Origin of the sequence: Pseudomonas sp. EA_15y_Pfl1_P101, from assembly GCF_963970835.1 — a bacterium.
Classification (GTDB): Bacteria; Pseudomonadota; Gammaproteobacteria; order Pseudomonadales; family Pseudomonadaceae; genus Aquipseudomonas; species Aquipseudomonas tritici.
Window position 1 is genome coordinate 364,534 of sequence record NZ_CAXAPA010000004.1, and the last position, 23,034, is coordinate 387,567.

General features: G+C 59.3%; 31 protein-coding genes. 7 read left to right on the forward strand and 24 right to left on the reverse strand.

What is annotated here, in order from left to right; translation table 11 throughout:
- Positions 1-15: 15 nt before the first annotated feature.
- Positions 16-372 carry a metalloregulator ArsR/SmtB family transcription factor gene (locus AACY36_RS08630; protein WP_339494011.1) on the reverse strand — a complete coding sequence of 119 codons (357 nt, stop codon included), beginning with the start codon at positions 370-372 and terminating at the stop codon, positions 16-18.
- A gap of 177 nt (positions 373-549) precedes the next feature.
- On the opposite strand from AACY36_RS08630, the gene AACY36_RS08635 reads away from it, so the two are divergent.
- The 3 genes from AACY36_RS08635 (at position 550) to AACY36_RS08645 (ending at position 1,840) form a co-directional block, all read left to right on the forward strand.
- On the forward strand, positions 550-765 hold the full coding sequence (locus AACY36_RS08635; RefSeq protein WP_025856028.1) for a hypothetical protein: 216 nt from the start codon (positions 550-552) through the stop codon (positions 763-765).
- Between the two features lie 71 nt (positions 766-836).
- Positions 837-1,532 carry an AzlC family ABC transporter permease gene (locus tag AACY36_RS08640; protein ID WP_339416215.1) on the forward strand — a complete coding sequence of 232 codons (696 nt, stop codon included), beginning with the start codon at positions 837-839 and terminating at the stop codon, positions 1,530-1,532.
- Positions 1,529-1,840, forward strand: a complete 312-nt coding sequence (locus AACY36_RS08645; protein WP_339416217.1) for an AzlD domain-containing protein — start codon at positions 1,529-1,531, stop codon at positions 1,838-1,840. The genes AACY36_RS08640 and AACY36_RS08645 overlap by 4 nt, the downstream gene beginning before the upstream one ends.
- 152 nt (positions 1,841-1,992) lie before the next feature.
- Here the strand turns inward: AACY36_RS08645 and AACY36_RS08650 are convergent, their stop codons facing one another.
- Positions 1,993-2,208, reverse strand: a complete 216-nt coding sequence (locus AACY36_RS08650) for a hypothetical protein (protein WP_065873020.1) — start codon at positions 2,206-2,208, stop codon at positions 1,993-1,995.
- A gap of 243 nt (positions 2,209-2,451) precedes the next feature.
- On the opposite strand from AACY36_RS08650, the gene AACY36_RS08655 reads away from it, so the two are divergent.
- Positions 2,452-2,805 (forward strand): hypothetical protein, encoded by a 354-nt coding sequence (locus AACY36_RS08655; RefSeq protein ID WP_339416221.1) that lies wholly within the window; start codon positions 2,452-2,454, stop codon positions 2,803-2,805.
- 144 nt (positions 2,806-2,949) lie between these two features.
- Here the strand turns inward: AACY36_RS08655 and AACY36_RS08660 are convergent, their stop codons facing one another.
- The 8 genes from AACY36_RS08660 to AACY36_RS08695 form a co-directional block, all read right to left on the reverse strand.
- The gene (locus AACY36_RS08660) at positions 2,950-3,654 is read right to left on the reverse strand and encodes a YoaK family protein (protein WP_339416223.1); all 705 of its coding nucleotides are present in this window, start codon (positions 3,652-3,654) and stop codon (positions 2,950-2,952) included.
- 69 nt (positions 3,655-3,723) lie between these two features.
- Positions 3,724-5,346 carry an ABC-F family ATP-binding cassette domain-containing protein gene (locus AACY36_RS08665; RefSeq protein ID WP_339496969.1) on the reverse strand — a complete coding sequence of 541 codons (1,623 nt, stop codon included), beginning with the start codon at positions 5,344-5,346 and terminating at the stop codon, positions 3,724-3,726.
- 124 nt (positions 5,347-5,470) lie between these two features.
- Entirely contained in the window at positions 5,471-6,508 is a 1,038-nt protein-coding gene (locus AACY36_RS08670) for a DNA topoisomerase IB (protein ID WP_339496971.1), read from the reverse strand.
- 78 nt (positions 6,509-6,586) lie between these two features.
- Positions 6,587-7,666 (reverse strand): molybdenum ABC transporter ATP-binding protein, encoded by a 1,080-nt coding sequence (modC, locus tag AACY36_RS08675; RefSeq protein WP_339496998.1) that lies wholly within the window; start codon positions 7,664-7,666, stop codon positions 6,587-6,589.
- A gap of 5 nt (positions 7,667-7,671) precedes the next feature.
- The gene (modB, locus tag AACY36_RS08680) at positions 7,672-8,352 is read right to left on the reverse strand and encodes a molybdate ABC transporter permease subunit (protein WP_339416226.1); all 681 of its coding nucleotides are present in this window, start codon (positions 8,350-8,352) and stop codon (positions 7,672-7,674) included.
- Positions 8,353-9,111: a molybdate ABC transporter substrate-binding protein gene (gene modA / locus AACY36_RS08685; protein WP_339427524.1), complete on the reverse strand. Its 759-nt coding sequence runs from the start codon at positions 9,109-9,111 to the stop codon at positions 8,353-8,355.
- Between the two features lie 119 nt (positions 9,112-9,230).
- The gene (locus AACY36_RS08690; protein WP_339494001.1) at positions 9,231-10,289 is read right to left on the reverse strand and encodes an NAD(P)H-dependent flavin oxidoreductase; all 1,059 of its coding nucleotides are present in this window, start codon (positions 10,287-10,289) and stop codon (positions 9,231-9,233) included.
- Between the two features lie 109 nt (positions 10,290-10,398).
- Entirely contained in the window at positions 10,399-11,277 is an 879-nt protein-coding gene (locus AACY36_RS08695) for an alpha/beta fold hydrolase (protein WP_339496973.1), read from the reverse strand.
- A gap of 172 nt (positions 11,278-11,449) precedes the next feature.
- Between AACY36_RS08695 and AACY36_RS08700 the strand changes: the two genes are divergently transcribed.
- Complete coding sequence (locus AACY36_RS08700; RefSeq protein WP_339496974.1) at positions 11,450-12,028, forward strand: CGNR zinc finger domain-containing protein; 579 nt, start codon at positions 11,450-11,452, stop codon at positions 12,026-12,028.
- Here AACY36_RS08700 and ada read toward each other — a convergent pair.
- From ada to AACY36_RS08720, 4 genes are all read right to left on the reverse strand, one after another.
- Positions 12,025-13,071: a bifunctional DNA-binding transcriptional regulator/O6-methylguanine-DNA methyltransferase Ada gene (gene ada, locus AACY36_RS08705; protein WP_339496976.1), complete on the reverse strand. Its 1,047-nt coding sequence runs from the start codon at positions 13,069-13,071 to the stop codon at positions 12,025-12,027. The two genes, AACY36_RS08700 and ada, sit on opposite strands and share 4 nt — an antisense overlap.
- Before the next feature lie 75 nt (positions 13,072-13,146).
- Positions 13,147-13,812 (reverse strand): DNA oxidative demethylase AlkB, encoded by a 666-nt coding sequence (gene alkB / locus AACY36_RS08710; protein ID WP_339416232.1) that lies wholly within the window; start codon positions 13,810-13,812, stop codon positions 13,147-13,149.
- Between the two features lie 4 nt (positions 13,813-13,816).
- Complete coding sequence (locus tag AACY36_RS08715; protein ID WP_098467678.1) at positions 13,817-13,984, reverse strand: hypothetical protein; 168 nt, start codon at positions 13,982-13,984, stop codon at positions 13,817-13,819.
- Between the two features lie 20 nt (positions 13,985-14,004).
- Positions 14,005-14,307 (reverse strand): DUF1883 domain-containing protein, encoded by a 303-nt coding sequence (locus tag AACY36_RS08720; RefSeq protein ID WP_027606593.1) that lies wholly within the window; start codon positions 14,305-14,307, stop codon positions 14,005-14,007.
- Positions 14,308-14,520: 213 nt separating this feature from the next.
- Here AACY36_RS08720 and AACY36_RS08725 point away from each other — a divergent pair, with 213 nt between their 5' ends.
- Positions 14,521-14,874 carry a hypothetical protein gene (locus AACY36_RS08725; RefSeq protein ID WP_339427519.1) on the forward strand — a complete coding sequence of 118 codons (354 nt, stop codon included), beginning with the start codon at positions 14,521-14,523 and terminating at the stop codon, positions 14,872-14,874.
- Positions 14,875-14,885: 11 nt separating this feature from the next.
- On the opposite strand, the gene AACY36_RS08730 is transcribed toward AACY36_RS08725, so the two are convergent.
- Entirely contained in the window at positions 14,886-15,146 is a 261-nt protein-coding gene (locus AACY36_RS08730) for a hypothetical protein (protein ID WP_339416237.1), read from the reverse strand.
- Between AACY36_RS08730 and AACY36_RS08735 the strand changes: the two genes are divergently transcribed.
- On the forward strand, positions 15,145-15,375 hold the full coding sequence (locus tag AACY36_RS08735; protein WP_339416238.1) for a hypothetical protein: 231 nt from the start codon (positions 15,145-15,147) through the stop codon (positions 15,373-15,375). The two genes, AACY36_RS08730 and AACY36_RS08735, sit on opposite strands and share 2 nt — an antisense overlap.
- 9 nt (positions 15,376-15,384) lie before the next feature.
- Here AACY36_RS08735 and AACY36_RS08740 read toward each other — a convergent pair whose 3' ends face one another.
- The 9 genes from AACY36_RS08740 to AACY36_RS08780 form a co-directional block, all read right to left on the reverse strand.
- Entirely contained in the window at positions 15,385-15,666 is a 282-nt protein-coding gene (locus AACY36_RS08740) for a hypothetical protein (RefSeq protein ID WP_049713257.1), read from the reverse strand.
- A gap of 166 nt (positions 15,667-15,832) precedes the next feature.
- Positions 15,833-16,804 carry a fimbrial protein gene (locus AACY36_RS08745; RefSeq protein WP_339416239.1) on the reverse strand — a complete coding sequence of 324 codons (972 nt, stop codon included), beginning with the start codon at positions 16,802-16,804 and terminating at the stop codon, positions 15,833-15,835.
- A 101-nt stretch (positions 16,805-16,905) separates the two neighbouring features.
- Positions 16,906-17,454: a fimbrial protein gene (locus AACY36_RS08750; RefSeq protein ID WP_339416240.1), complete on the reverse strand. Its 549-nt coding sequence runs from the start codon at positions 17,452-17,454 to the stop codon at positions 16,906-16,908.
- A gap of 11 nt (positions 17,455-17,465) precedes the next feature.
- Positions 17,466-17,945, reverse strand: a complete 480-nt coding sequence (locus AACY36_RS08755) for a fimbrial protein (RefSeq protein ID WP_339496978.1) — start codon at positions 17,943-17,945, stop codon at positions 17,466-17,468.
- A gap of 13 nt (positions 17,946-17,958) precedes the next feature.
- On the reverse strand, positions 17,959-18,453 hold the full coding sequence (locus AACY36_RS08760; protein WP_339416241.1) for a fimbrial protein: 495 nt from the start codon (positions 18,451-18,453) through the stop codon (positions 17,959-17,961).
- A gap of 10 nt (positions 18,454-18,463) precedes the next feature.
- Entirely contained in the window at positions 18,464-19,036 is a 573-nt protein-coding gene (locus AACY36_RS08765) for a fimbrial protein (RefSeq protein WP_339416243.1), read from the reverse strand.
- Between the two features lie 21 nt (positions 19,037-19,057).
- Positions 19,058-19,816 (reverse strand): fimbria/pilus periplasmic chaperone, encoded by a 759-nt coding sequence (locus tag AACY36_RS08770; protein ID WP_339427516.1) that lies wholly within the window; start codon positions 19,814-19,816, stop codon positions 19,058-19,060.
- Positions 19,813-22,416: an outer membrane usher protein gene (locus tag AACY36_RS08775; RefSeq protein WP_339436372.1), complete on the reverse strand. Its 2,604-nt coding sequence runs from the start codon at positions 22,414-22,416 to the stop codon at positions 19,813-19,815. The genes AACY36_RS08770 and AACY36_RS08775 overlap by 4 nt, the downstream gene beginning before the upstream one ends.
- A gap of 19 nt (positions 22,417-22,435) precedes the next feature.
- Complete coding sequence (locus tag AACY36_RS08780) at positions 22,436-22,996, reverse strand: fimbrial protein (RefSeq protein WP_339416247.1); 561 nt, start codon at positions 22,994-22,996, stop codon at positions 22,436-22,438.
- Positions 22,997-23,034: the final 38 nt, after the last annotated feature.

Below are 23,034 nucleotides of genomic sequence, written 5' to 3' on the forward strand. Positions count from 1 at the left end.
GAACGCTCCGAGGATTCAGCAGCAGGTGTTGGTCCGTTGTGGTCTGTCGCCCATTGTATTCAGACGCTGTGCGTCGTTGTGCAACCAGGGCTGGTTGGCTTGCAGGGTGGTGTGCAGCACGTCAGTCACCCAATCGGGTAATGCCGGGTTGATGCTGTAGTAGATCCATTGGCCTTGGCGACGGTCCAGCAGCAACCCGCCACTGCGCAATTGCGCCAGGTGGCGGGAGATTTTTGGCTGGCTGTCGTCCAAGGCATGGATCAGTTCGCACACGCAAAGTTCGCCTTCACGCAGGATCAATAACGTCAGGCGTGCCCGGGTGGCATCGGCCAGGCATTTGAACAAGGTGGGTGGGGAGAGGGGATCCAGCATGGCCAAGGTCTTTGTATATGGGGTTATGCGAATATACGTATTTTCATATATATCGGTCAAACGCTGTTTCAATTGATATGGATCAAATGCCTTGAAAACCGCCACAAGTGTTTGAAATTAAAATGAAACATGAATGTCCTAAAGTGCCTTCCCATTGCTGATCAAGGAATAACCCGCGTGACCCGTGCCACTCGCAACCTGCGCAAGACCCTGGATTCCGTCGCGGAAAATAACGAAACCGCGGCCTTCGACCTGATGCGTGCCGTCGAAAAGCTCGGCGATGAAGTGTTGCGCCAGCGTTTGCTCAACACCATTCACCGGCTTAACCAGGACGCCCACGAACTGCGCGAAGCGCGCGACTCGGTGGAGCAGGTGTCGGTAAGGCTCGCCTGAGCAAGATCGTTCAAGACAATCCCCTTGTTGCGCTGGCATGCTTGTCGACTGTCTGTCGATGAGCCGTTTCCATGCCCACTGCCTTACCTCATTACGCTTTCGCTCGCGGCGCCATCGCCGTCATTCCCTTGTCCCTGGCCTGCGCGCCGTGGGGACTGCTGGCCGGTTCGATGGCCATTGATGCACAGTTCACCCCGTTGCAAGCCCAAGGTTTGTCCGCCATCGTGTTTGCCGGAGCCGCGCAACTGGTCGCCATCGGTATGGTCAAGAGTGGCGCCAGCCTGATTTCCATCGTGCTGACCACCTTGCTGCTGACGTCCCAGCATTTGCTGTACGGCATGCATGTGCGCCCGATCCTGTCGCCCCTCAAGACCCGCTGGCGCATGAGCCTGGGCTTTTTGTTGACCGACGAATTCTTCGCACTGATCAGCCATTTTGACCGCGAGACGTTCAACCGCTGGTACGCCCTGGGCGTCGGCCTGACGTTCTATATTATCTGGAACCTGTTCACACTGGCCGGTATCGTGCTCGGCAAAAGCATTCCCGGCCTTGATCAACTGGGGCTGGAGTTTTCCATCGCTGCTACGTTTATCGCGTTGATTACGCCGGTGGTGCGTGACATCCCCACGTTGGTTTGCGTGGCCGTATCGTTGCTGTTTTCGGTGTGGTTGAGCTTTCTGCATTGGGAGTCGGCGGTGGTGGTGTCCGGGGTGTTGGGCATGAGCGCGGGGTATGCCTGTAAGCGACTGGGAGTAGGGCAGCGATGATCTACATCATGATTGTGGCCATGGGCCTAGTGGTATTTCTCAACCGATACCTGTTTATCGAGCCGCGCCTGCCGGTGCGCCTCAACCGTGGCGCGCGGGAGTTTCTGGGGTTCGCCGTGCCTGGCATGCTCACGGCGATTTGCGGGCCGATCATTTTCCTGGCCGACCATCAACTCAACTTGAGCCCGGCCAACCCTTACCTGCTGGCGGGGCTCAGCGCGGTGGCGTTGATGTTCTGGACGCGCAATGTGTTGATCACCGTACTGTTGAGCATGGCGTTGTTCTACCTATTGCGCTGGTTGCTTTAACACTCGGACGAAAAAAAGCCCGCGGGAGGGCGGGCAGAAGGGAGGTTTCTAAAAATGAGCGTGGCCAATATAGGCAGCCCAGGCGCCCTTCACAGTGAAACTAAATTCATGCTGCACACAGCAAGGCAGCCCGATAGGGCTGCCCAGGCACATCAGCTTTTTGCGTTGAGCTTGCGCAGTTCTTCATAGGTGGCCGACTGGACGAACCAGAAGCCGGAAATGATGCACCACGTCAAAGTACCGCCCACCAATACCGCCAGGCCCGACAAAAAGCTTGCGCTGAACATCGTCACCAAACCCATCAGCCAGACGAAGGCCAGTGCGATGTAGAGAACGGAGTTGTTGACGCTGATGACGAAATCTTTCATGACGCTTCCTTGTTGAGGGTATCCTGTTGATCTCCTCAGTGAGATCAACCGCGGCATCATAATGCCATGTGTCAGCAGGCGCCACCTTCAAGCACCCAGTCAGTTGGGCGTGCTCTCGCCCTTGACCGTACGCTTGCCCTTGAGCATGCAGCGAATCCACTTATAGGCGCCTGCGTGACGTAATAGTCCTTGGGTGTCGCCTGCTAATGATAGAGTCGCGTTTTTTTCCAACGGAGCAATGGCATGCACAAGGTGGTAATTGGCGCACTGGTACTGGCGGCCCTGGCCGGTTGTGCAGGTTCGAAGATGAAAGAGGCGCGCGCCGGCACGCCCTACAAAACCCTGGCTTCAGACAAGGCCACACTGGTGGTTGCCGAATGCGTGCAGTTCGGCTGGCAGGATGAAAGCGTGTTCGGCGTTGACGCCGGCGGCTTCAAGGAACCCATCGGCGCTAGCGGCTTTACCGTGTACACCACCGCCGGCGACTACTTTGTCGATGTGCAAAGCGCGGGGGCCGGTTCCACCATCAAGTACTACGCGGCAGAAGACAATATGCCGGCCAAGCGGCGTTTGGCCGCACTGGCGACTTGCCTGTAATCCATTGCTTTAGTCGTTTTAGGAAATGCCTGTCACGACGGCTGCGAGGCATTTGGATTATGATTCACCCGCCCGTCCGACACGATGGCTCTTTACCAGTACACGGACGTCGAGGCTTAAACGTCGGGCGAGCACCTTTTTTCCTCAGCGCGGCATGTAGCCAAGGTGCCAGCGCCGGGGAATCTTCAGCCACACCAGCCCCAGCACGCCTGCCAAGACGCCGCTGACCAGCAGCGCCCTCAAGCCCATCTGCTGCTCCAGCACCGCGCCAATCACCGCCCCCACGAACATCCCGGCCCATGGGATCAGTTGTACGCGCCAGCCGCTGCGACGCTCCCCGAGCAGCCAGCGACCCAGCCCGCGACCGAACCGTGAAAGCGCGCCGGTGACGTAAGTCAGGCCTACCGGCAATCCGTTAACCTCTTCCACAGCGGCATTCAGCATACCCATCGCGATGATCGCCGCCAGCAGCGCGGGCAACGTATCGGCGAAGGGCAGCACGGCAGCGCCGCACAACAAGCCGGCAATACACATCAGCAAAGGCAGTGCATGGCGGCGGCTCAGCCGGCTGACCACGACGCCGAAGGCGTTACCAACGATAAAGGTCGCGACCAGCAACAGCAGCCGTCCGGTCAGGCCAAGATCCCCGGCGCTGATCGCCACCGCCAGGCGTGTGGTGTTGCCGCTCATGAACGACACAAAGTCACCGCTGGCCATGAAGCCGATGGCGTCAGTCATGCCCGCCAGCACCGACAGGCTGGCCACCAGCATCAGCCCGACCCGGCCACGCCAGCGCTGTCGATGGGCCAGTGCAGCATTGGCGTTGGGCTTGCGCGGCGAAGGCAACATAGAGCCGGGTTCCTCTGTGAGATTATCCGGCCACTACCGTAGGGCGCTTTTAGGGCGCGCGCAATGACCTCAGACACACTCTAGGCACCAGCCCGTAGGCTGCCAGGTGAAAAAGTGGGTCGGCCTGATCGCTTGCACGAAATCCGCATCATGGGACACCACCATCATCGCCCCCGTAAAACCTTGCAGCGCCTGTTCAAAGGCCATCACCGATTCCACGTCCAAGTGGTTGGTCGGCTCGTCCAGCAATAACAGTTGCGCCGGCACTTCGCGCCACAAGGCAATCGCCATCGCGGCCTTCAAGCGCTCGCCGCCACTGAGTTGCCCGGCGGGTTGGGTCACGCGCAAGGCGTCCAGTTGCAGCAACGCCAGGCGCGTGCGCAATTCGGCTTCGGCCAGTGGCGAGTCGAGCAGGTTGAGCTGCTCGACGATGGAACGCTGGTCGTCCAGCAGCGCAAGAGGCTGGTCGATATAGGCACTCGGCACCTGCACGCTGCAGACGCCATTGACCGCTTGCCATTCACCCGCCAGCACCTTGAGTAACGTGGATTTGCCGCACCCGTTCGGCCCACGCACAGCGACGCGTACCGGGCCGGCAAGGTGCAGGTTGAGGCAGGTCGAGGGCAGCCATGGCGATTGCGCGTCGACCAACGCCAGCACCTTCCGGCCATAGGGCACCGCTGAGGCGGGCAATGCCAACAGCGTTGGCGTTTCATCCAGTACCTTTTCGTAGGCCTGGCGCACCTGGGCATCCAACGCCTGTTTGTGTTGCCCATGCGCGCTGCGCACGCTGCTGAGGATTTCCGTGGCGGCGCCTTTCCAGCGGGCTTTTGTGAAACGGTCGACGTTGGCTGTTTCCGCCTGTTTGCGTGAGTGGGCGGCATTGCGTTGCAGGTTGTCATGGTCCTTTTGCAGGCGCCGCCGTTCGCGGCTGCGCGCCAGGCGTGCGTGTTCCAGTGCGGCGACGGCAGCCTGTTGCCCGGCATCGCGCTGAAGGCGATAAGCATCGTAGTTGCCGCCATACACTCGGACGCCGAGGGATGACAGTTCGATGATGCGCCCCATGGCGTTGAGCAATTGCCGATCATGGCTGACCACCACCAGGCCGCCACGCCAATCAGCGAGCACTCGCAGCAGCCAGGCACGGCCGTCGCTGTCGAGGTGGTTGGTGGGTTCGTCGAGCACCAGCAGGTGTGGCGCGGCCAACAGCGCTCCGATGACCGCGACGCGGGCGAACTGGCCGCCGCTGAGTTGGTCGACAGGGGTATCAACATTAAGCTGAGAGAGACCCGCCGCATCCAAGGCGCTGCGCAAACGCTCGGCGAGGTTCCAGCGGTCGTCGATCAACGCCAGGTCGTCGTCCTGCGCGGCGCCTTGGGCCATGCGTTCGAGGGCTGCCAATGGCGCAGCGGTCCGGGTGAGATGAGCGACTGTTTCGCCCGGCGCCATCACGACATTCTGCGCGACGTAAGCCACATCGGGCGGTCGATTCAGCGTGCCAGAGGAGGGCGACAGCTGCCCGGCGATCAACTTCGCCAGGACACTTTTGCCGCGGCCGTTACGCCCCACAATGCCGGTGGGCGTGTGATCGATGGACAGGTTCAGGTCGTCCAGCAAGGTTTCGCCATTGGCGAACTGAAAACACAGGTGTTGCAGGGAAACGAGGGCGGGCAGCCGGTTGACGTCAGTCATCAGCACCTCCAAAAAAATGTCGGACAGGCCAACAAGCGCGCCAGGCGGCCTGTTGCAGATACATTTTGGAAGGCTTAGTTGTTCACGTCGGCGCTCGTCCCGTGAGTCAGAAGGGATGAAGAGCCTAACCCACCTTGGCCTTTTTCGGCAAATCCGCCGCCAGTTGCTCAAGGAACATCGCCAATGCCGCTTCTTCGGCCTTGAGCCCTTTACGCAGCCGTGGCTTGGGCAGCTTGGAGAGTTCGCCGAGGCTGAAATGATCCAGCACCGCAGGATGGATATAGCACTTGCGGCATACCGCCGGGGTGTTGCCCAACTGCTTGGCGACGTCCTTGACCATTGCCACCACGTGCCGTTTGGCATCGGACTCGGGCTGCCACTCCAATTCCCGCAACACCGCCAGCGCCATGGCGGTGCCCGCCCAGGTGCGGTAATCCTTGGCGGTGAAGTCCGCACCGGTGAGGCTGTGCAAGTATTCATTCACGTCCTGTGAGCTCACGGTGTGCCGCTCGCCGCTTTCGTCCAGGTACTGGAACAAGTTCTGCCCCGGCAATTCCAGGCAGCGCTTGACCACCGTCGCCAAGCGCCGATCTTTAACGCTGATCTGGTGTTCGACGCCGCTCTTGCCGCGAAACTGGAACTTGATCTCGCTGCCTTTCACATCCACATGGCGGGTACGCAGCGTGGTCAGCCCGTAGGATTTATTGTCCCGCGCATATTGAGTATTGCCGACGCGGATTAGCGTAGCGTCCAGCAGCATTACCACGGTGGCCAATACCTTTTCGCGGGTGAAGCCAGGTTCGGCGATTTTTGCTTCCAGCTGTTTGCGCAATTTTGGCAGGGCGATGCCGAACTGCTGCAGCCGAGAGTACTTGTCGCTGTCACGCACCTCACGCCAGCGCGGATGGTAACGGTACTGCTTGCGCCCACGGGTGTCGCGGCCGGTGGCTTGCAGATGGCCGCGCGGGTCAGAACATATCCATACATCGGTGTAGGCCGGCGGTACGGCCAGGGCGTTCAGGCGCTTGATCTCGTCGGGATCGCGGATGCGCTCACCCTTAGAGTCGAAGTACTGGAACTTGCCCCGCAGGGTCTTGCGGCGGATGCCGGGCTGGGTGTCGTCAACATAATGCAGGTCGCGGGGTAGCGCAGAGTCGGACATGGTGCGGGTTCCTTGGCAACAAATCAGGCCGGTATGTCTGATTGACCGCAGCCGTTTGCGGTCGTGCCAAAAGGTTACTTACGCCAACACAGCCACCGCCTTGATCTGCGCCCACAGTGTCTGGCCGGGGTGCAATTGCAACTGGTCGCGGGAGAACCGTGTGATACGCGCCAGCAACGGCGTGCCACCTGCGTCCAGGCGCACCAGCACATGTGCGCTGTTGTCCGCCGGAATTTCCTGGGTCACCGTCACCGGCAGGCGATTGAGGATGCTGCTGTGTTCTTCTGCCTGCAGGCTGAGGCTCACATCACGTGCCTGGACTTTGATGCGCAACGCTTTGCCCACGGCCAGCGGTGCATGGGCCACGCGCATGTGCAGGGCGCTGTCGGGCAGTTGCAGCGTGAGTAACTGATAATGTTCGTCGTAGGTACTGACTGTGCCGTCGATCACCACGCCAGCGTCGTCGCCCCGTGCCAGGGGCAGGTCGAGGCGCGCCAGGGTTTCGCCAATGGGGCCGCTGGCCAGGGCCTTGCCGTCGCTGAGCAAGACGATGTGATCGGCCAGGCGCGCGACTTCATCCTGAGCATGGCTGACATACAGCACCGGGATATCCAACTCGTCGTGCAGACGTTCGAGGTACGGCAGGATTTCACCTTTGCGCTGGCTGTCGAGGGCGGCCAGGGGCTCGTCCATCAACAGCAATTTCGGGCTGGTGAGCAAGGCGCGGGCGATACCGATGCGTTGGCGCTCACCGCCGGAAAGGTGCTGGGGGTTGCGGTCGAGCAGGTGGCCGATCGCCAATAACTCCGTGGCCTGGGCCATGTCCACACGGCGTTGCTGGCGGTGAATGCGCTTGAGGCCGAACTCCAGGTTGGCCCGCACCGACAAATGCGCAAACAGGCTGGCCTCCTGAAACACGTAACCCAATGCACGCTTATGCGGTGGTACAAACACCCCGTTGCGGCTGTCTTGCCAGACCTCATCATTGACCTGGATGAAACCGTCTTCGGCGCGCTCCAGCCCGGCGATACAACGCAGGCAGGTGGTCTTGCCGGAACCGGAATGCCCGTAGAGCGCGGTCACGCCGCGACCTGGCAGGTGAAGGTCTACCTCAAGGGCAAAGCCCGAATACTTGAGTTGCAGGCGCACATCAATCATTGACATCAGCTCCAGCCCATCTTTGTTTTACGGCTGGAGTAGAGCGCCAGCAACACCAGGAAAGCGAACACCACCATGGAGCCGGCCAGCCAATGAGCCTGGGCATATTCCATGGCTTCGACATGGTCGTAGATTTGTACGGAAACCACCCGGGTTTTGTCCGGGATATTCCCGCCGATCATCAATACCACGCCGAATTCGCCGACGGTGTGCGCAAAACCCAGGATGGAGGCGGTGATAAATCCTGGTCGTGCCAAGGGCAGAATCACCGTGAAAAACGTATCCCAAGGATTGGCGCGCAGGGTCGCGGCCACTTCCAGCGGGCGCGTGCCAATGGCGGAGAAGGCGTTCTGCAAGGGCTGCACTACAAACGGCATGGAATAGATCACCGAACCGATGACCAGCCCAGCGAAGCTGAAGGTGAGGGTGCCCAGGCCCAGCCATTGCGTGAACTGGCCAAAGTAACCATTGGGGCCCATGGCCAACAGCAGGTAAAAACCAATCACCGTGGGTGGCAACACCAACGGCAAGGCGACGATGGCGCCGATGGGGCCGCGCCACCAGGAGCGGGTTCGCGATAACCACAGGGCAATGGGAGTGCCGATGATCAGCAGGATCACGGTGGTCAGTGAGGCCAGCTGGACGGTCAGCCAGATAGCGGAAAAATCGGCACTCGAAAGCGGCATTTATTTGGCCAGCTCGTAACCATAGGACTTGATGACGGCAGCGGCTTTAGGCCCCTTGAGGTATTCAACCAGTGCCTTGGCAGCGGCGCTGTCTTTGCCCTTGTTGAGGATGACCGCGTCCTGTTTGATCGGGTCGTGCAGGGAGGCTGGAACGATCCACGCCGAACCGCTGGTGACTTTGCCGTCTTTATAGATCTGCGACAAGGCCACAAAGCCCAGCTCGGCGTTGCCGGTGGACACGAACTGATAGGCCTGAGTGATGTTCTGGCCTTCAACGAGCTTGTCTTTGACCTGCTCGGTCAGCCCTTGCTTGGCCAACACTTGGGTGGCAGCGAGGCCGTAAGGTGCCGCTTTCGGGTTGGCAATCGACAGATGTTTGAACTGGTTTTTCTTCAGCACTTCGCCTTTGGCATCGACATAACCGTCCTTCGCCGACCACAGGGCCAGGGTGCCAACGGCGTAGGTAAAGCGTGACCCCTTGACGGTATCGCCTTCGGTTTCGAGTTTTTGCGGGGTGGTGTCGTCGGCGCTCAGGAACACTTCGAACGGCGCGCCATTCTTGATCTGGGTGTAAAACTGGCCGGTGGCGCCGTAGGCAGCGACCAGTTTGTGGCCGGTGTCTTTTTCGAAGTCGGCGGCAATCGCCTGGATCGGTGCGGTGAAGTTGGCAGCCACGGCCACTTGGACGTCATCGGCATGCGCCGAACCAAAGGCGAGGGCTGCGGCCAGAACGGCCAGGCGTGAGGCGTGAATCTTCATGAAGCAGCTCCTTTGAGGGTGTGCGGCCTGTTATCGATAGAAAGCTTAACCGCTATGTATTGGAATATATAGCGGTTGGCCAGTTCCGGTACAGTGCAAAGTTGCCACGGATGGGGGCTCTACTTGAGCTTGGCCAGGGCCTGCTCCGCCAGTTCGCGTGTCAGCTCATACGTGGTCGTGTCTTTGCCCAGGCGCAGTGCCTGACCGGACCACAGGTTGCTGAAGCCCGCTTCATCCTTGGCCTTGAGCGGCATCAGCGCACCGCCCGAGGTCGGGAACGCCGGAGCGGCCGGGTTGATCGCACCCAGCTCACGCATCACGCGGTTGACGATGCCGCGTGCCGGGCGGCCGGTAAACAGGTTGGTCAGTGCCGTTTCGCTGGCCTGGGCATGACGCAGCGCATGGTGGTGCGAAGCCGTGACGTTGGCTTCTGGGGTAAACAGGTACGCCGTACCGATCTGCACCGCCGAGGCGCCCAGGGCAAATGCTGCAACCATCCCACGTGCATCGCCGATCCCCCCGGCAGCAATCACCGGCACGCGGACGGCGTCGACGACTTGTGGCAACAGCGCGAACAGGCCGATCTGGGTGTTGAGGTCTTCGCTGAGAAACAAGCCGCGATGCCCGCCTGCTTCAATGCCCATGGCAATGATTGCATCGCAGCCATGGTGTTCCAGCCAGATAGCTTCCTCCACCGTGGTGGCCGAGGACAACACCTTGGCGCCGGTGGCTTTTACCCGATCCAGCAGGGACTTTTCCGGCAGGCCAAAGTGAAAACTGACGACCTCGGGGCGGAATGCTTCGACCACCTGGCAGGCGGCGTCATTGAAGGGGGCACGGTTGGACACCGGTGTTGGCGCATCAAAGTCGGCCCCCAATTCGCGGTAGTAGGGTTCCAATAATTCTTTCCAGCGTCGATCGCGTGCGACGTCAGGTTCCGGGGGTTGATGGCAGAAGAAATTGACGTTGACAGGGCGCGGGCTGGCCTGGCGGATGGCGGTCAGCGCTTCGCGCAGTTGCTCGATACTCAGTGCGGCGGCCGGCAATGAACCTAGCGCGCCCGCATTATTGGCGGCGATCACCATGGCAGTGGTAGTGCCTACCGCCATTGGGGCCTGGATGATCGGCACTTCGATGCCCAGCAGGTCGAGAAGGCGGGTGTCTGGCCAGGTGCTCATGGGATGCGTCTCCAGCGTTAGTGAGGCTTCACGCTGTTTTAACAGGGCCCTTGGCACCCGGCCAGTCTGTTTTATTCACTGGACGAACGTGCAGTTTCGTGATGTGCCATCAGTCGATGGCGTGGCCCACGACGGCGTGAATTCGCTCGGCGATATGTGCCGCATGGGTTTCCAGGGCGAAGTGGCCAGTGTCGAGCAGTTCCACCACGGCGTGGGGGTTGTCGGCCTTGTAGGCGTGTGCGCCTGGCGGGATGAAGAACGGGTCGTTCTGGCCCCAGATCACCAGCGTTGGCACTTGCGTCGCCTTGAAAAAGGCCTGGAACGCCGGGTACAGCGTCAGGTTGTTACGGTAGTCGAGGAACAGGTCCAGCTGGATCTCGTCATTGCCGGGGCGCTGCATGAGCAGGACATCCAGCATGTAGGCTTCCGGCGCCACGCGCTCGGGTTGGTTCACACCGTGCAGGTACTGGTAGCGCGTGCCTTCCAGGCTAATCACCGCGTTGCGGATGACTTCGCGGTTGGCATGGCTCGGTTCGGCCCAGTAGGCGCGGATCGGTGCCCAGGCGTCGCCCAGGCCCTCCAAGTACGCATTCCCGTTTTGCGAAACCAGCGCGCTGACCCGTTCCGGGTGCGCCACCGCCAGGCGCAGACCCACCGGTGCGCCGTAATCGAACACATACAGCGCGTAACGGCTCAGGGCCAGCGCATCGACAAAATGCCCAACCGTGATTGCCAGGTTATCGAAGCTGTAGTGGTAATCGCGCTCGGCCGGCACCTCGGTGAAGCCGAAGCCCGGTAAATCCGGCGCGATGACCCGAAAGCGCGTGGCGAGCAGGGGGATCAGGTCGCGGTACATGTGGGACGAGCTGGGGAAACCGTGCAACAGCAACATCACCGGAGCCGACGGTGCGCCGGCCTCACGGTAGAACATGCGTACGCCATCGACATCGATGTGGCGGTAGTGAACAACGGGGTCTGGAGTGGTCATGATGAGACACCTATGTAACTTGATTGGGTTGATATACGGGTTACCGTTTTCAAAAGCTGCGCTTAAAAATGTAACCTGTCAAATTGTTTATTATGGTTAGCTAATCGTTCGTGGTAACTACCAGGATGAATTAATAGCGGTTACGATAGGGTCGCGCCCAAGAGGATTGAACATGACCACCCATGCACCCCTGGAACCCTATGTCCTTGCCGATCACCCGGTACTGGACATGCTCAACACCCGCGCCAACGTCGACGGCGAGCCCTTCGAGTTCTGGCAGGCTGACGCCGATGTTGCGCGCTGGTTGGTACGCTTGGGCTGGGTCGAGGAGGGTGCGACGCCTGCGTTCGAGGATGGGGCGTTACTGGCAACGGCGAAGACGCTGCGGGAAGTGATCCGGGCCTTGCTGGAGGCACGCAAGGCGTGCGAGCAGGCTGATCCGGCTGCCCTCAATGGCTTTTTGCGCAAGGCCGTCAGCCATCCACAATTGTCCTGGCCGGCCCCGGGTGAATTGCACCTGGTGCGTCAGCGCAAACTGCAAACGCCGGAGCAGTTTCTTTCGCCGATCGCCGAAGCTGCCGCTACCTTGCTCGTGGAGGCAGATTTCAACCTGATCCGCACCTGCGAACACCCTGAATGCGTGCTGTGGTTCTACGATCGCACCAAGGCGCATAAGCGTCGGTGGTGCAGCATGGCGTTGTGTGGCAATCGCCATAAGGTTGCCGAGTTCCGCAAGCGCAAGCAGGGTTAGACATTGCTCTCACGCTCCAGCAGCTGCTGCTTGCGCTCCACGCCCCAGCGATAGCCCGAGAGGTCGCCATTGCTGCGCACTACGCGGTGACAAGGGATTGCCACCGCGAGGCTGTTAGCGCCACAGGCCTGGGCCACCGCGCGGAACGACTTAGGCGCACCGATCCGCGCTGCAATCTGCGCGTAGCTGGCCGTGCTCCCCGGTGGAATATCGCGCAAGGCTTGCCACACCCGCTCCTGAAACGCGGTACCACGCAGATCCAGCGGCAAGTCCAGGCCAAGCGCGGGCGCTTCGATAAACCCCACGACCTGGGCGACCAACTGTTCGAAGTGCGGGTCGGCGCCCACCAGCTCGGCGTTGGGAAATTGATCCTGCAGATCACGCGCCAATCGATCCGGGTCATCTCCGAGCAAAATCGCACACACACCACGGGCACTTTGCGCCACCAGAATTGCACCCAGCGAGCATTGCCCGATGGCAAACAGGATCGCAGTGTTAGTGCCGCCGGCTTTGTAGTCGCTGGGCTTCATGCCAAGCAGCTGGTCGGCCGACTCATAAAAGCGGCTATTGGAGTTGAAGCCTGCGTCATACAGCGCATCTGTCACCGAGTGCGGGCCCTTGAGGCCATCGCGTACTTTGCGTGAACGATGGGCGCTGGCGTAGCCCTTGGGGGTCAGGCCGGTGACGGCTTTGAACACCCGGTGAAAATGGAAGGGGCTCAGTTTGGCTTGCGTGGCCAGCGTGTTCAGGCTGGGCGGGGTGTCGGCCTGTTCGATATGCCGGCAGGCGTCGGCCACCAGTTGTGCATGGTGTGCTGCCAGTTGGGTCTGGTCGCCGGCAGCGCGTTTGCTGGCGCGATAGCCCGCGGCTTCGGCCTGTGCCGCTGTGTCGAAGAACTCGATATTTTCCGGGCGTGGCAAGCGTGAAGCGCTGCTCGGGCGACAGTACACGCCGGTGGTCTTCACTCCATAGACGAACAGCGTATCGGCTTTGGGGTCACGGGCCAGAATGGCTGCCCAGCGGGGGTCGTGTTCGGTGGTCATGGTTGGCACTCTTGACGGGGCCAGGCCAGATTAGTCGCGCCGCGAGCACCTGGCACTCTGAAGCTTGCGGTCAAATCAGCCGGCAGTGCGAAAGGTGAGGTTGATGCGTTGCGCGCCCATGACCGAGTGCACGCTTTCCTTGATCGGCATCACCCCATGAAAGCGCAAGCGGTCCACGCCGCCCCACACCACCACATCGCCATGGAACAGCGAGACTTTCTGGGGCTTGTCACTGCGCTCGTGCCCGCCAAACAGAAAAATCGCCGGCAACCCAAGAGAGACCGACACCACCGGTTCGCTGTAGCGGCGCTCATCCTTGTCTTGGTGCAGGGCCATTTTCGCGCCGGGTACATAACGGTTGATCAGGCAGGCGTCGGGCGCAAAGTTGAGAAAACCGGCTTCTGCCGCTGCCAACACGGCCAATTGGCGCAAGGCGTCCGGCATCTGCGGCCATGGCTGCAGGTTGCGCGGGTCCAATGGCGAGTAGCGATAGCCCGAGGCATCAGTGGTCCAGCCCAGATCGCCGCAACTGCTCAATGCAGCCGACAGGGTAAAACCACCAGGTGTCACCATGTGTCGAAACGGTGATTGAGCCAGGACCCGGCGCAGTTCCGGCAGAAGACGCTCAACCCAAGGCAGGGCATAGCCTCTTAGCACGTAGGACTGTTCGCCAATCTGCTCGCGCCCTGCGGGTTGCTGCAAGGCGTCATCGGCGAACAGATCGGTCGTGGGGCCAGGCATCGGCTTACAGTGCCTTGCTCACGTTGATGTCGGTGATTTCATCACTGGCATCGTGAATTTTCGCCAGGGCTTGCTTGGCTTCTTCCACGCTGTTGGTGTGCAGTTGAGCGAACTCGAAGCGGCGTTCGCCGTTGAGCTTGTATTTGATTACGTACTTGGTGGTAGCGGTCACGGCTATTTCCTGTCGAGTGTTCAGCTCAGTTTGGTGCTGGTACGGCGCACAATGCGAATCTTGTGGGACAGCGCGGGTTTGCGGGTCACGCTGATTGCGCGGCGCGTGACTACGTCCAGGGTGATGTTCCAGAACCCGGTGCTCGGTGCGGTGATTTTGGCCGGGAACGTGTCGAAGGCGCCGCCGTGATAGGTGTGGCGACCGCCGTTCTTAAAGCTGCGAAAATTCGCGTCGCTCATCAGACGAATATTACAAGTCTGCGAGCATTCGATGACGACAATGTCTCCCTCGTTGAGGTGCTCGCGCTGGTGGATGAATTTCATGAGGGTGTCTCCAGAAGGGCTTTTTCTGAAAAATCAGAACGATACGTAGGTTAAGATGGAGTTTATCAGCCCCAGCGCGTTTATTATCGGGTCGTCTTCAACGACGTCGACAATTTAAAACAGTTATTTACCGAGTTATCAGGGATAAATCCTACTTGGGCGGGAGAAATTTACCATCCCCGCTGTCGTAGGGTCTTTATCGGAGGTTTTAGTATGAAGTGGAGTGTGTTGGTTCTGGCCCTGGCGATTGGTGGGTGTGCTTCGGTTGCAGATATCAAGCAGACCCCTCCGACCTTGGCGGTCATTTCCGGGAAGAAACCGCAGGAATATGCCGCGTGTGTGGTGAAGAAGCTGTCGGCGACCCGCCGGCCGTCGCAGATCGAGCCGCGTAAGGAAGGAGGAATGGAAGTCATTGTGCCGCAGAAGTTTTCGGCCGACCCTTCGGCAATCTTCGAGATTGATGAACGTTCCAGCGGTAGCAGCATCAAGCTCTACGAGAGCATGTCCAATGTGCCGATCCGTCCGGGTGATGTGAAGAAGGCCGGCGAGGATTGCATTTCCGGCTGACCTGGCCCGTTTCACCGCATAACTTTCCATCCGATGAAAAAGCCTGGCCCCCAAGTGTGATGCTGATTTTTTACCGCGCGTTGACGGGCTAGGGCCGTGGGGAGAAAACCTGGGTCAAGTTGCCCACCAATGACGGTGTCAATTTCTACGGTCAGATCGTAGGGGCGTGCTGATAGGGCAGGGCATACGTTAAACTGTCTGCCGATCAATGCAAAAATGCCGCGCAAACCCTCGGTTTGTGCGGCATTTGTCTTTTTGGGGAAGTCTTTCATGAAGCGTGAACACGTCAGTGCTCGCCAGGCCGAAGGCCAGATATCGGCCACTCACATCATCCAGAACCCTGCTGCCCTGGGGGAGTGGATCGTATTTTTCAAGAAAAGCGGCGGCCGCAGTTTTTTCCTGGTGGACGATCAAGATGAAGTCGAATCCTTTGCGCGCCTGGATGATCTGGTGGAGACCATTCGCGGCCTGGGTATCAAGTTTGCTGACATTCAGATGTAGGCGTAATGCCTACTTGCAGACCACCACCACGCTGCGGCTTTTGTAGTTGCCAACGTCCTGGCCCAGGGTTTTGTCACTTTCCTTGAGAGAGGGTGTGCCTTCGGTGCCGACGATACGGTAGCCGGTGCCCGCACAGGAGGCGTCAGCTTTTTCGTAGCAACTGGCCCAGGAATTGGCCTCGCCCGAGCAGTCGATGGTCAGGCCTTGCTCACCGTTTTTGAGGTAGACGTCAGAGGTGGTGGTGCACCCGGCGAGCGCCAGTACCGCTATCAGTGCCAGAAACTTGTTCATATGGGTTCATCGTCGAGGGTGTTGGAGGGGGCGCAGACACAGTCGTGGGCGTTGGCGCAAGTTTATAGCTAAATGCCACCTTATGCGCAGTCGCAGAAATAATATCTGTGACTGCGTAGTCCATAAAGTGACGCAAGAGGTCTTCGGTTTCAGCCTTGTGCGTGGGTTATGGCACCCCCATTACGAGCACACCGCTTCCCGTTATGGGCCCTGCCGCGGGTAGGGTTCCAGCGCGCGAGACGAGAGAAAAGATCACGTCATCGCCCCCCACGCTGTTGGTGAGTTGGGTCAGGAATGAACCGTTGACCGGAACCGCTGACCCCGCCCGGATCAGGGCCGTGCCGACGTCAGGATTGGTCATCGTCAAAAGCCGTGTGTCGAACGACGACGGGATACCTTTGTAGGTAATGGTGATCGGCGTGGTGATGCCGCCGGTCGGGCATGAGTAATTGAGCCTGCGGTTGCTGTTGATGGGCGTCGTCAGTGGGTTAGTGCCTATTTCCCTTTGATTTACGTTGCCGAAATTTATCTCGATTGGATTGTTATTGTTGATCGTGCACGTAGAGGGTGAGACTGAGAAGTTATTGGCGGCCGTGTACGTGAGCATGAGCCCCGTCCGCTGTGTGTTGTAATTGTTTGTCTGGTTTAGACGCAACACACCAAGGACGTCCCCTATCCGAACGTCGATAGGGTTTGTTGGGTTATTGCGTATCAAAATATAGGGCGTTACATCCACGGGTACACCCACAGCGTTGTTGCGCATGGTCGAAATCCGAATGCCATCCGGAACAGGGGTGTTTCGGAAAACCCCGTTTATACGCAAACCTGTGCCTTGGCTGACGAATTTTGGGCCGGGCGTCCAGGCGGGGCCGGCTTGTATGGACGTCGCCCAATAGTCTTCCCACCAAGTCGGGGTGCTGGGGTAGGGCGTGAATCTGCACTCCAGCCTCACGCCATCCAGGATGATGCGGGTTGCGTCAGAACCGAGTTGGACCGTTACGGGAACCTGGAGGTTTAGCGTCCCGCCATTGTCTACTTGCTGCCATGGGCCGTTATTCACACGGCATTGAGCTGCCTTCACATTCATCGCAGCAGCCATCAGGACGAAAAGCGCCATGGCGCCATAGAGTCGTTTCATTTTGATCTCTCGCTGCTCCTCTATCCAGGCACCGCCCGACGAACTTTCGGTCCGTGCGCTAAAGCCGCCCAGGAAATAGAGTTGAGGTTTATCTGAGGCGGTTATGGATAGTCCAGCGTAAAAGTCGAGGTCACCGTGAACCTGCCGTGCCCGATGGTTTGATCCCTGATCGCTTCCGGCTCACCCTGCACATAGGCCTTGAGCTCAATCACATTGCTGCCATCGCTCAACACCTGTTCGTCGCTGGCTGTATTCAGGGGTAACGGTTTGTTGTTCGGCGTCTCTATACCAAGCCCAATGCCTGAGGCCCCGCTGGCAACATCGAGCGCGAACAATCCAGGTAGCGCCGCGTTCTCCCTACCGCCAAGCGTGATGGTGACCGTGTTGCCAACCGTGGTGTCACAGTCCTCCAGGTGAACCTTGAAACCCTTACCCTGTGTGCGCGTATTGATGTAGAGGTGCTTGCTGGTCACGTCCCAGAGTTCCAGGGTGATTGCCTCGTCACCCGGGCGGATCGTGCAAGCCTCTTCAACCAGGTTGCCTTTGAAACTCAGGTTGTCCGCCGCATGCCCCGCGGGCACCAGGCTGAAGCTCAGCAGCAACGCCACGCCGGCATATGGCCGTCCTTTAGGGTTCATCGCATGTTGCATAAGCTCAGCTCCTACTCGTATTCGGCCAATAACGTGGCCACCGCGGTAAAACTCGCGGGGGTCAGCACGGCACCGGGCTGCTTGACGGGGACGACTTCCAAGGTCGGTGGGGACGACAGGGTTATGTCCATTGGCGTGTTGAGTAGGAACGGCACGTTATTCTGAAAAACCCGAATACCCAGGTCAGGTACGTTGGTCTGCACCGCCGAGCCATCAAACGCTGTTGCTGTAGCGTTGACGCTCAGTTTCAGCTCCCAGGGGAGTGTGTCGGTGCCGCAGTTGATGGTGTAACCAACACCCCTGCGGTACTGCACGCCGTCGATTCGCCTGATCCCGACATCGCCAAAGTCGACCTCTATCGTGTTGCCTGCATCAATCGTGCAGGGTGGCGGTTCGTTCAATGTTCCGCTGAACGTCAGGTTGGTCGATGCACCCGTGCACAGGCCTATGGAGCACAACGCGAGCAATGCTCGCTGCGGCCAACATGTCATTGATCTTTCCTCTTCATTGATAATCGACCACCAAGGTGGCGGCCGCATCAAAGGCGCCTCCCGTGAGCTCGCTGCCAGCCCGCTTGACGGGCACCGCCTGCACCACCGGAAAGTTCGGATAGGTAAAGTTCACCGCTGTATTGAGTGGCCAGTCGGCACCATTTACGAACAGCTTTACCCCAAGATCCGTTTTGCGAGTCATCAGCACGCGATGGTCAAACGCAGCCGCCGTGCCTTTCAGTTCGAGTGTCAACGCATTGCTGAACGGGGAGTTGCAGGTAACGGTATAAGGCACCCCTCGACGATAATTAATCCCGTCGACCCTGGATGTCAGAAGGTCGTTTCCGAACGGCACATCAAGCGTACTGCCGCCGTTAATGACGCAGGGTGGAGGCGCAATGATGACCGCGCGGATCGCCAGGCTGGTCTCGGCCTGTACGCCCTGGTTGGCAACCCACAGCAGGCTGCCACTGATAAAAATGGCCCGCAGGCCGGTAGGCTTAACCATTATCACGCCCTTACTCATAGTTGAGCCTGAAATCCACCACGGCCCGAAATGCCCCGCTTGTCAACGGTGCAGAGGTGCGTGTGGGCTGAACAGTCCACGTCTGGGTATTACCGCCCAGTGGCAAAAACAAAGGTTCGCCCCTCGATCCCAACTGAACATCCCGCCCCAGGGCATCGGTCAAGCGCAAACCCATGCCAGTGATGCCTTGCACCTTGACCAGCCGTGGGTCATCGGCATCGGCGGGCGCATAGAACGCGACCGACAGCACCGGTTGAAAGGCGCTCCACGTCAGGTTTCCCGTACGTTCGCTGCGGATGCTGCCGGCGGTGCGTTGGCAATCGGTAAAACGCAACTGGAATGCCACGGGCCTGGCTTGATCGCCGGGGCGTTGCAGTTGACTGGTCGATACGGCGCCCAGGTCGATGGTTTGATGGAGGGAGGTCATTTCCAGCACGCAGGGGATTTCGTGCAGGCTCCCGGAAATGTTCAGCATCCCATTCATGCCCTCGACATCCTCGGCGTGTGCGCCTTCCACAGAGGCCAATAGCAGTCCGCTCAGGACCTTCACGGTGTGCGACTTCATGGCTTTCTCCCACGGCATGCGCTACTCACCTGATGTCGATGCTTGCGAGTTCACCTTGCAGGTGCCGCCGCTGCAGGTGAAGGCTATCAACGGACGCCCACCGTAATCGTTCACGTAGGCCAAATAGGGGGCAGAGCCGAGCGCCTTGGCGGTTGGCCCCAGGGTCAGCGTGCCTTTGGGCGGGACCATCAAAGGCTCAAAGCCCGACGCGGTCTTGCCGTCCTTGGTGCTGCGTGCATCCACCAGGGTCACGTAGTAAGGCGTGGGGTTACTCACCCGGTAGTGCTCGCCGTCGCGCGTCAGGGTCAGTTTTTCCTGCCAGGGTGTGGACAGGTCTTGCTGGCTTGGCGCAATGGCTTGCGGTCGGTAGAACAATTTAATCCGGGTTTGCAGCGCAATTTGCAGGGTGTTGGACTTATCGCTGCGCGGCGGAATTTCCCTCAAGTTGAAGTAGTAGACGGTCTCTCGATCCTGTGGCAAAGACTTGGCCGCCGGTAATGCCTGAACTTTCACCTGGCTTTGTTTGCCGGGCTCCACGCGTTGAACCGGCGGTAGCACGATCAAGGGCGTGGTGATTTTCTCGCCGGCTTCATCCTCGATCCAGCCTTGCGCCAAATACGGTAACTGGGTGTTGTTGTTGGTGATGTTCACGCTGGTGGCATCCTTGCCACCATCAAAAATCACTCGGGTGCGGTCCAGCCCGATGGCGGCGTAGGCGCTCTGGCTCAAGCCGAGAGCCAGCATCACGCAGGTTTGTGTGAAGCGCGTGTTGAGCATCATGAAGGGGTGTTCTCCGTATCGTTACGCTGGCCGGTCAGTGCATCTGGCTCGGGCAGGGGTTGATCAATGGCTACCGTCCGGCAGCCCAATTGCAGGGCATCGGTCAAGCTGTCAGCGGGCAGGACGACGGGAAGCGTGAGGATGCAACGCTCGGAACCGCCCCAGCTGACAGTCATCTCTGCGCCAGGCTGTATGCCGCTCAGATAGACATTGCCGCCGTCATTCACGATGCCTGTGTCCTGCTGTTTCAGGTTTTTCACTGTCGCGCCGAAGGGTGGCGAACTGCCGTCTGGCAGGCGCAGGACAGCCATGGCCTTTTCGCCGGAAATCACCGACAGGGAGCGATAGCCGATGGCGCCTTCGGTGAGCGTCAGTTGCGTGACTGATTGAGTGGCTTCGACAGTGCGCGGCAAATTCTCCAGATCCACACTGGCTGCCATGCGTTGATAGCTGCCGATATCGGAAATGACCGCTTTGCCAAAGGCGTTGCTGCGGGTCGGTGTGCCGTAACCCCGCACAGGTACGTCGGGCACCCCGCCGGTATCGACCATCAGGCGGGTGCCGCCCGTGCTATTGGTCCGATGCAGTGCGCCACCGTAAGGCGTGAGCGTGCCGCCGCCGCGCGCAGACACACTGAGCGTGGTGTAACTGCCTTCTTGCGTGCTGGCAGCGATATCGATGTCTGACTGGTCACCGATATGGCTCAGATAACCGCTGGCAGCGTTGTTGCTGGCACTGAGTTGGTAGCTGTTACGCTCATCCAGCCGATCGCTGTAGCGCGTAGCAAAGCGGTTATCGCCTGCGGCCCTGTTAGCGTCCATCGACAATGTGCCAGTACGCCCCAAGGGCAGGCTGACCGTCAGCGCCACGCCGTTATCTTTATAGTTGTATTCCAGGGTGCGGTGAATATTCAGGGACATGTTTATGTTCTTGACGGTGCCGACATTAAAATAACGTGACACTGATAAGTTCCAGCGCTGAGTGGGCGGCCGCTCCCAATAGGTTTGTTTGTTGTAACTGGCATACACGGTGGCGCCTAAATCACGAAACTGCTTGTTGATGGTCGCCGTATAAAGTGCCTTGCTGCCGCCGATAGGTTTCCAGTCTTGCGTGTAGCCATCGTACCGATAGCGCCCCGCAAGCTCGCCGTTCTTTCCATAATGGCGCGCGTCCAGGTATTCACTCATGCTCAAGTAGTTCTTCTCAGAGAACCGGTAGCCGGCAAAGGTGATCTGGCTGTCGTACTGTTCAAAGTTCTTGGAGTATTGAAGACGGTAGGACTTGCCCGACAGTGTCTCATTCCACACATTTGCGCGGGCCTGGGTAACATCCAGCGAGAGTGCGCCAAATGCCAACAGATCACGGCCTATCCCAACAGACAAGGCGCGGTAGTTGTTATCCGTTATGCCGCCGCCAAACAGCGACCAGCCATTGCTGACACCCCACGAGAACTCGCCCGTACCGAACAAGTCGCCATCGCCGCCGTATTGAAGATTGGAGGGCCGCCCAGTGGCCATTTTGTAGCGAACGTGACCCGGGCGCGTCAGATAGGGCACGCCTGCTGTATCGATCTGGAAGGTATGGGCCGAACCATCCTGCTCTTCCACCCGTACATCCAGCCTGCCGGACACGGCGTCGTTAAGGTCCTGAATCCGAAAAGGGCCTGCGGCGACCAGCGTTTCATACAGCACACGTCCTTGCTGGCTGATGATGACTCTGGCGTTGGTTTTGGCGACGCCGACCACTTCTGGCGCATACCCACGCAAGTTGGGTGGCAGTTGGCTTTCATCCGAGTTGAGGGCAGCACCGGTAAAGCGAAAGCTGTCGAACAGGTCCGAATACAGGTAGTTCTCTCCCACCACCAGACGTGCTTTCAGTGCAGGGAGTGCGCGATAGGCATAGTAACGACTCCACTCCAGCCTCGAGCGCCTGGCTGACACTTCGCGGTCCTGGTCCACACGGCCCTGCCAATCGGCGCGCAAGCGCCAAGCCCCGGCATTGGCCCCCAGTGTTCCGTTACCACTGATGTCATTGCGAGCACTGCCTTTCTTCTGGTGACTCGATTGCGCTGTCATGTTGTAGTCAAGCAACAGGCCGGGCACCCCTTCATCCCAGCGAGAGGGTGGGTCCCAATTGATAGCGCTGTACTCAAGGTAGGCTTGGGGAAGGTTGATGTTCAGCGTGGCGGTGGCCAGGTCTGCGCTGACCTCCATACCTGGCAGGCTCTGAATATCCAGGCACGCTCCGCCTTTCCACCACGTCAGTTCGGCGGCGCCGGATTCCTTCAGGCCTAACTGGTCCACAAGATCGGCAGATAAACAGGCTTCGCTCCCTTTGGGGTCGTCGTCGGGAGGGTAGAATGCTACCGATTGCTCGGACAGAGACTGGTTGTTTATGTGCACAACCATTGAATAGGTGCCGGGCAGAATAAAACCGCTGCGGGCAAACTGAGACAAGTCAATATTGGTGCGGTCATTGAGGTCTAGCACATCAGTATTAAACTCAACGTCCCCGGCACCTAATGCAGTTCCCGCCACGGATATCAACCCGCCAAACAGGCTTGGGCGGAGGGTATTTTTGATCTTCGACGCATTCAGCATGAAAGCAACCCATCAATGTTCAAAAGTAGTCCAACGTGAATCGCACCGCGGCACTGTGAGCCCCTGGCACAAGTTGCAACCCGTTGCCGACCAGGCGAACCGTGTAATGAAGGGTCATGTCACCTTCAGTCAGCGGTACCAGCGCCATGGGCTCACCCGGAATACTTTCCTGGCCCGCCGCATCCCAAATATGAAAAGCGACCCCTTGTGAAAAACCTGAGGCGGCAAAAGAGCGGCCCTCTCGGTCACGAGCCCCGTCAAACGTCACCCGCAGATGTTCCCAATCAGGCAGGCTGACGCCAGGGCGCAGTGGGTCCGGCCGACTCAGCGAACAATTGACCAGGCGCAACTGGAACGGGTGTGGATCTCCGATCGTATTGCGCAAAATCCGCCCGATTGGCTCGGCGGGCATCTCAATGGACTGGTCGGCGCTGGCCAGCTCCAACCCGCATGCTGAGTCAACGACTTCACCGCCCAGCGTGACCACGCCATCGCCTTGCGCAGGCGTCTGCGAGAGCGCGTAAGGGCTGATGAGCATTGCCAATGAAGAGGTAAATGCGAGGTTTATGAGTGTTTTCACCGTTATCTCCCGTCAGCTTCCCCCGCCACCTGAATGAC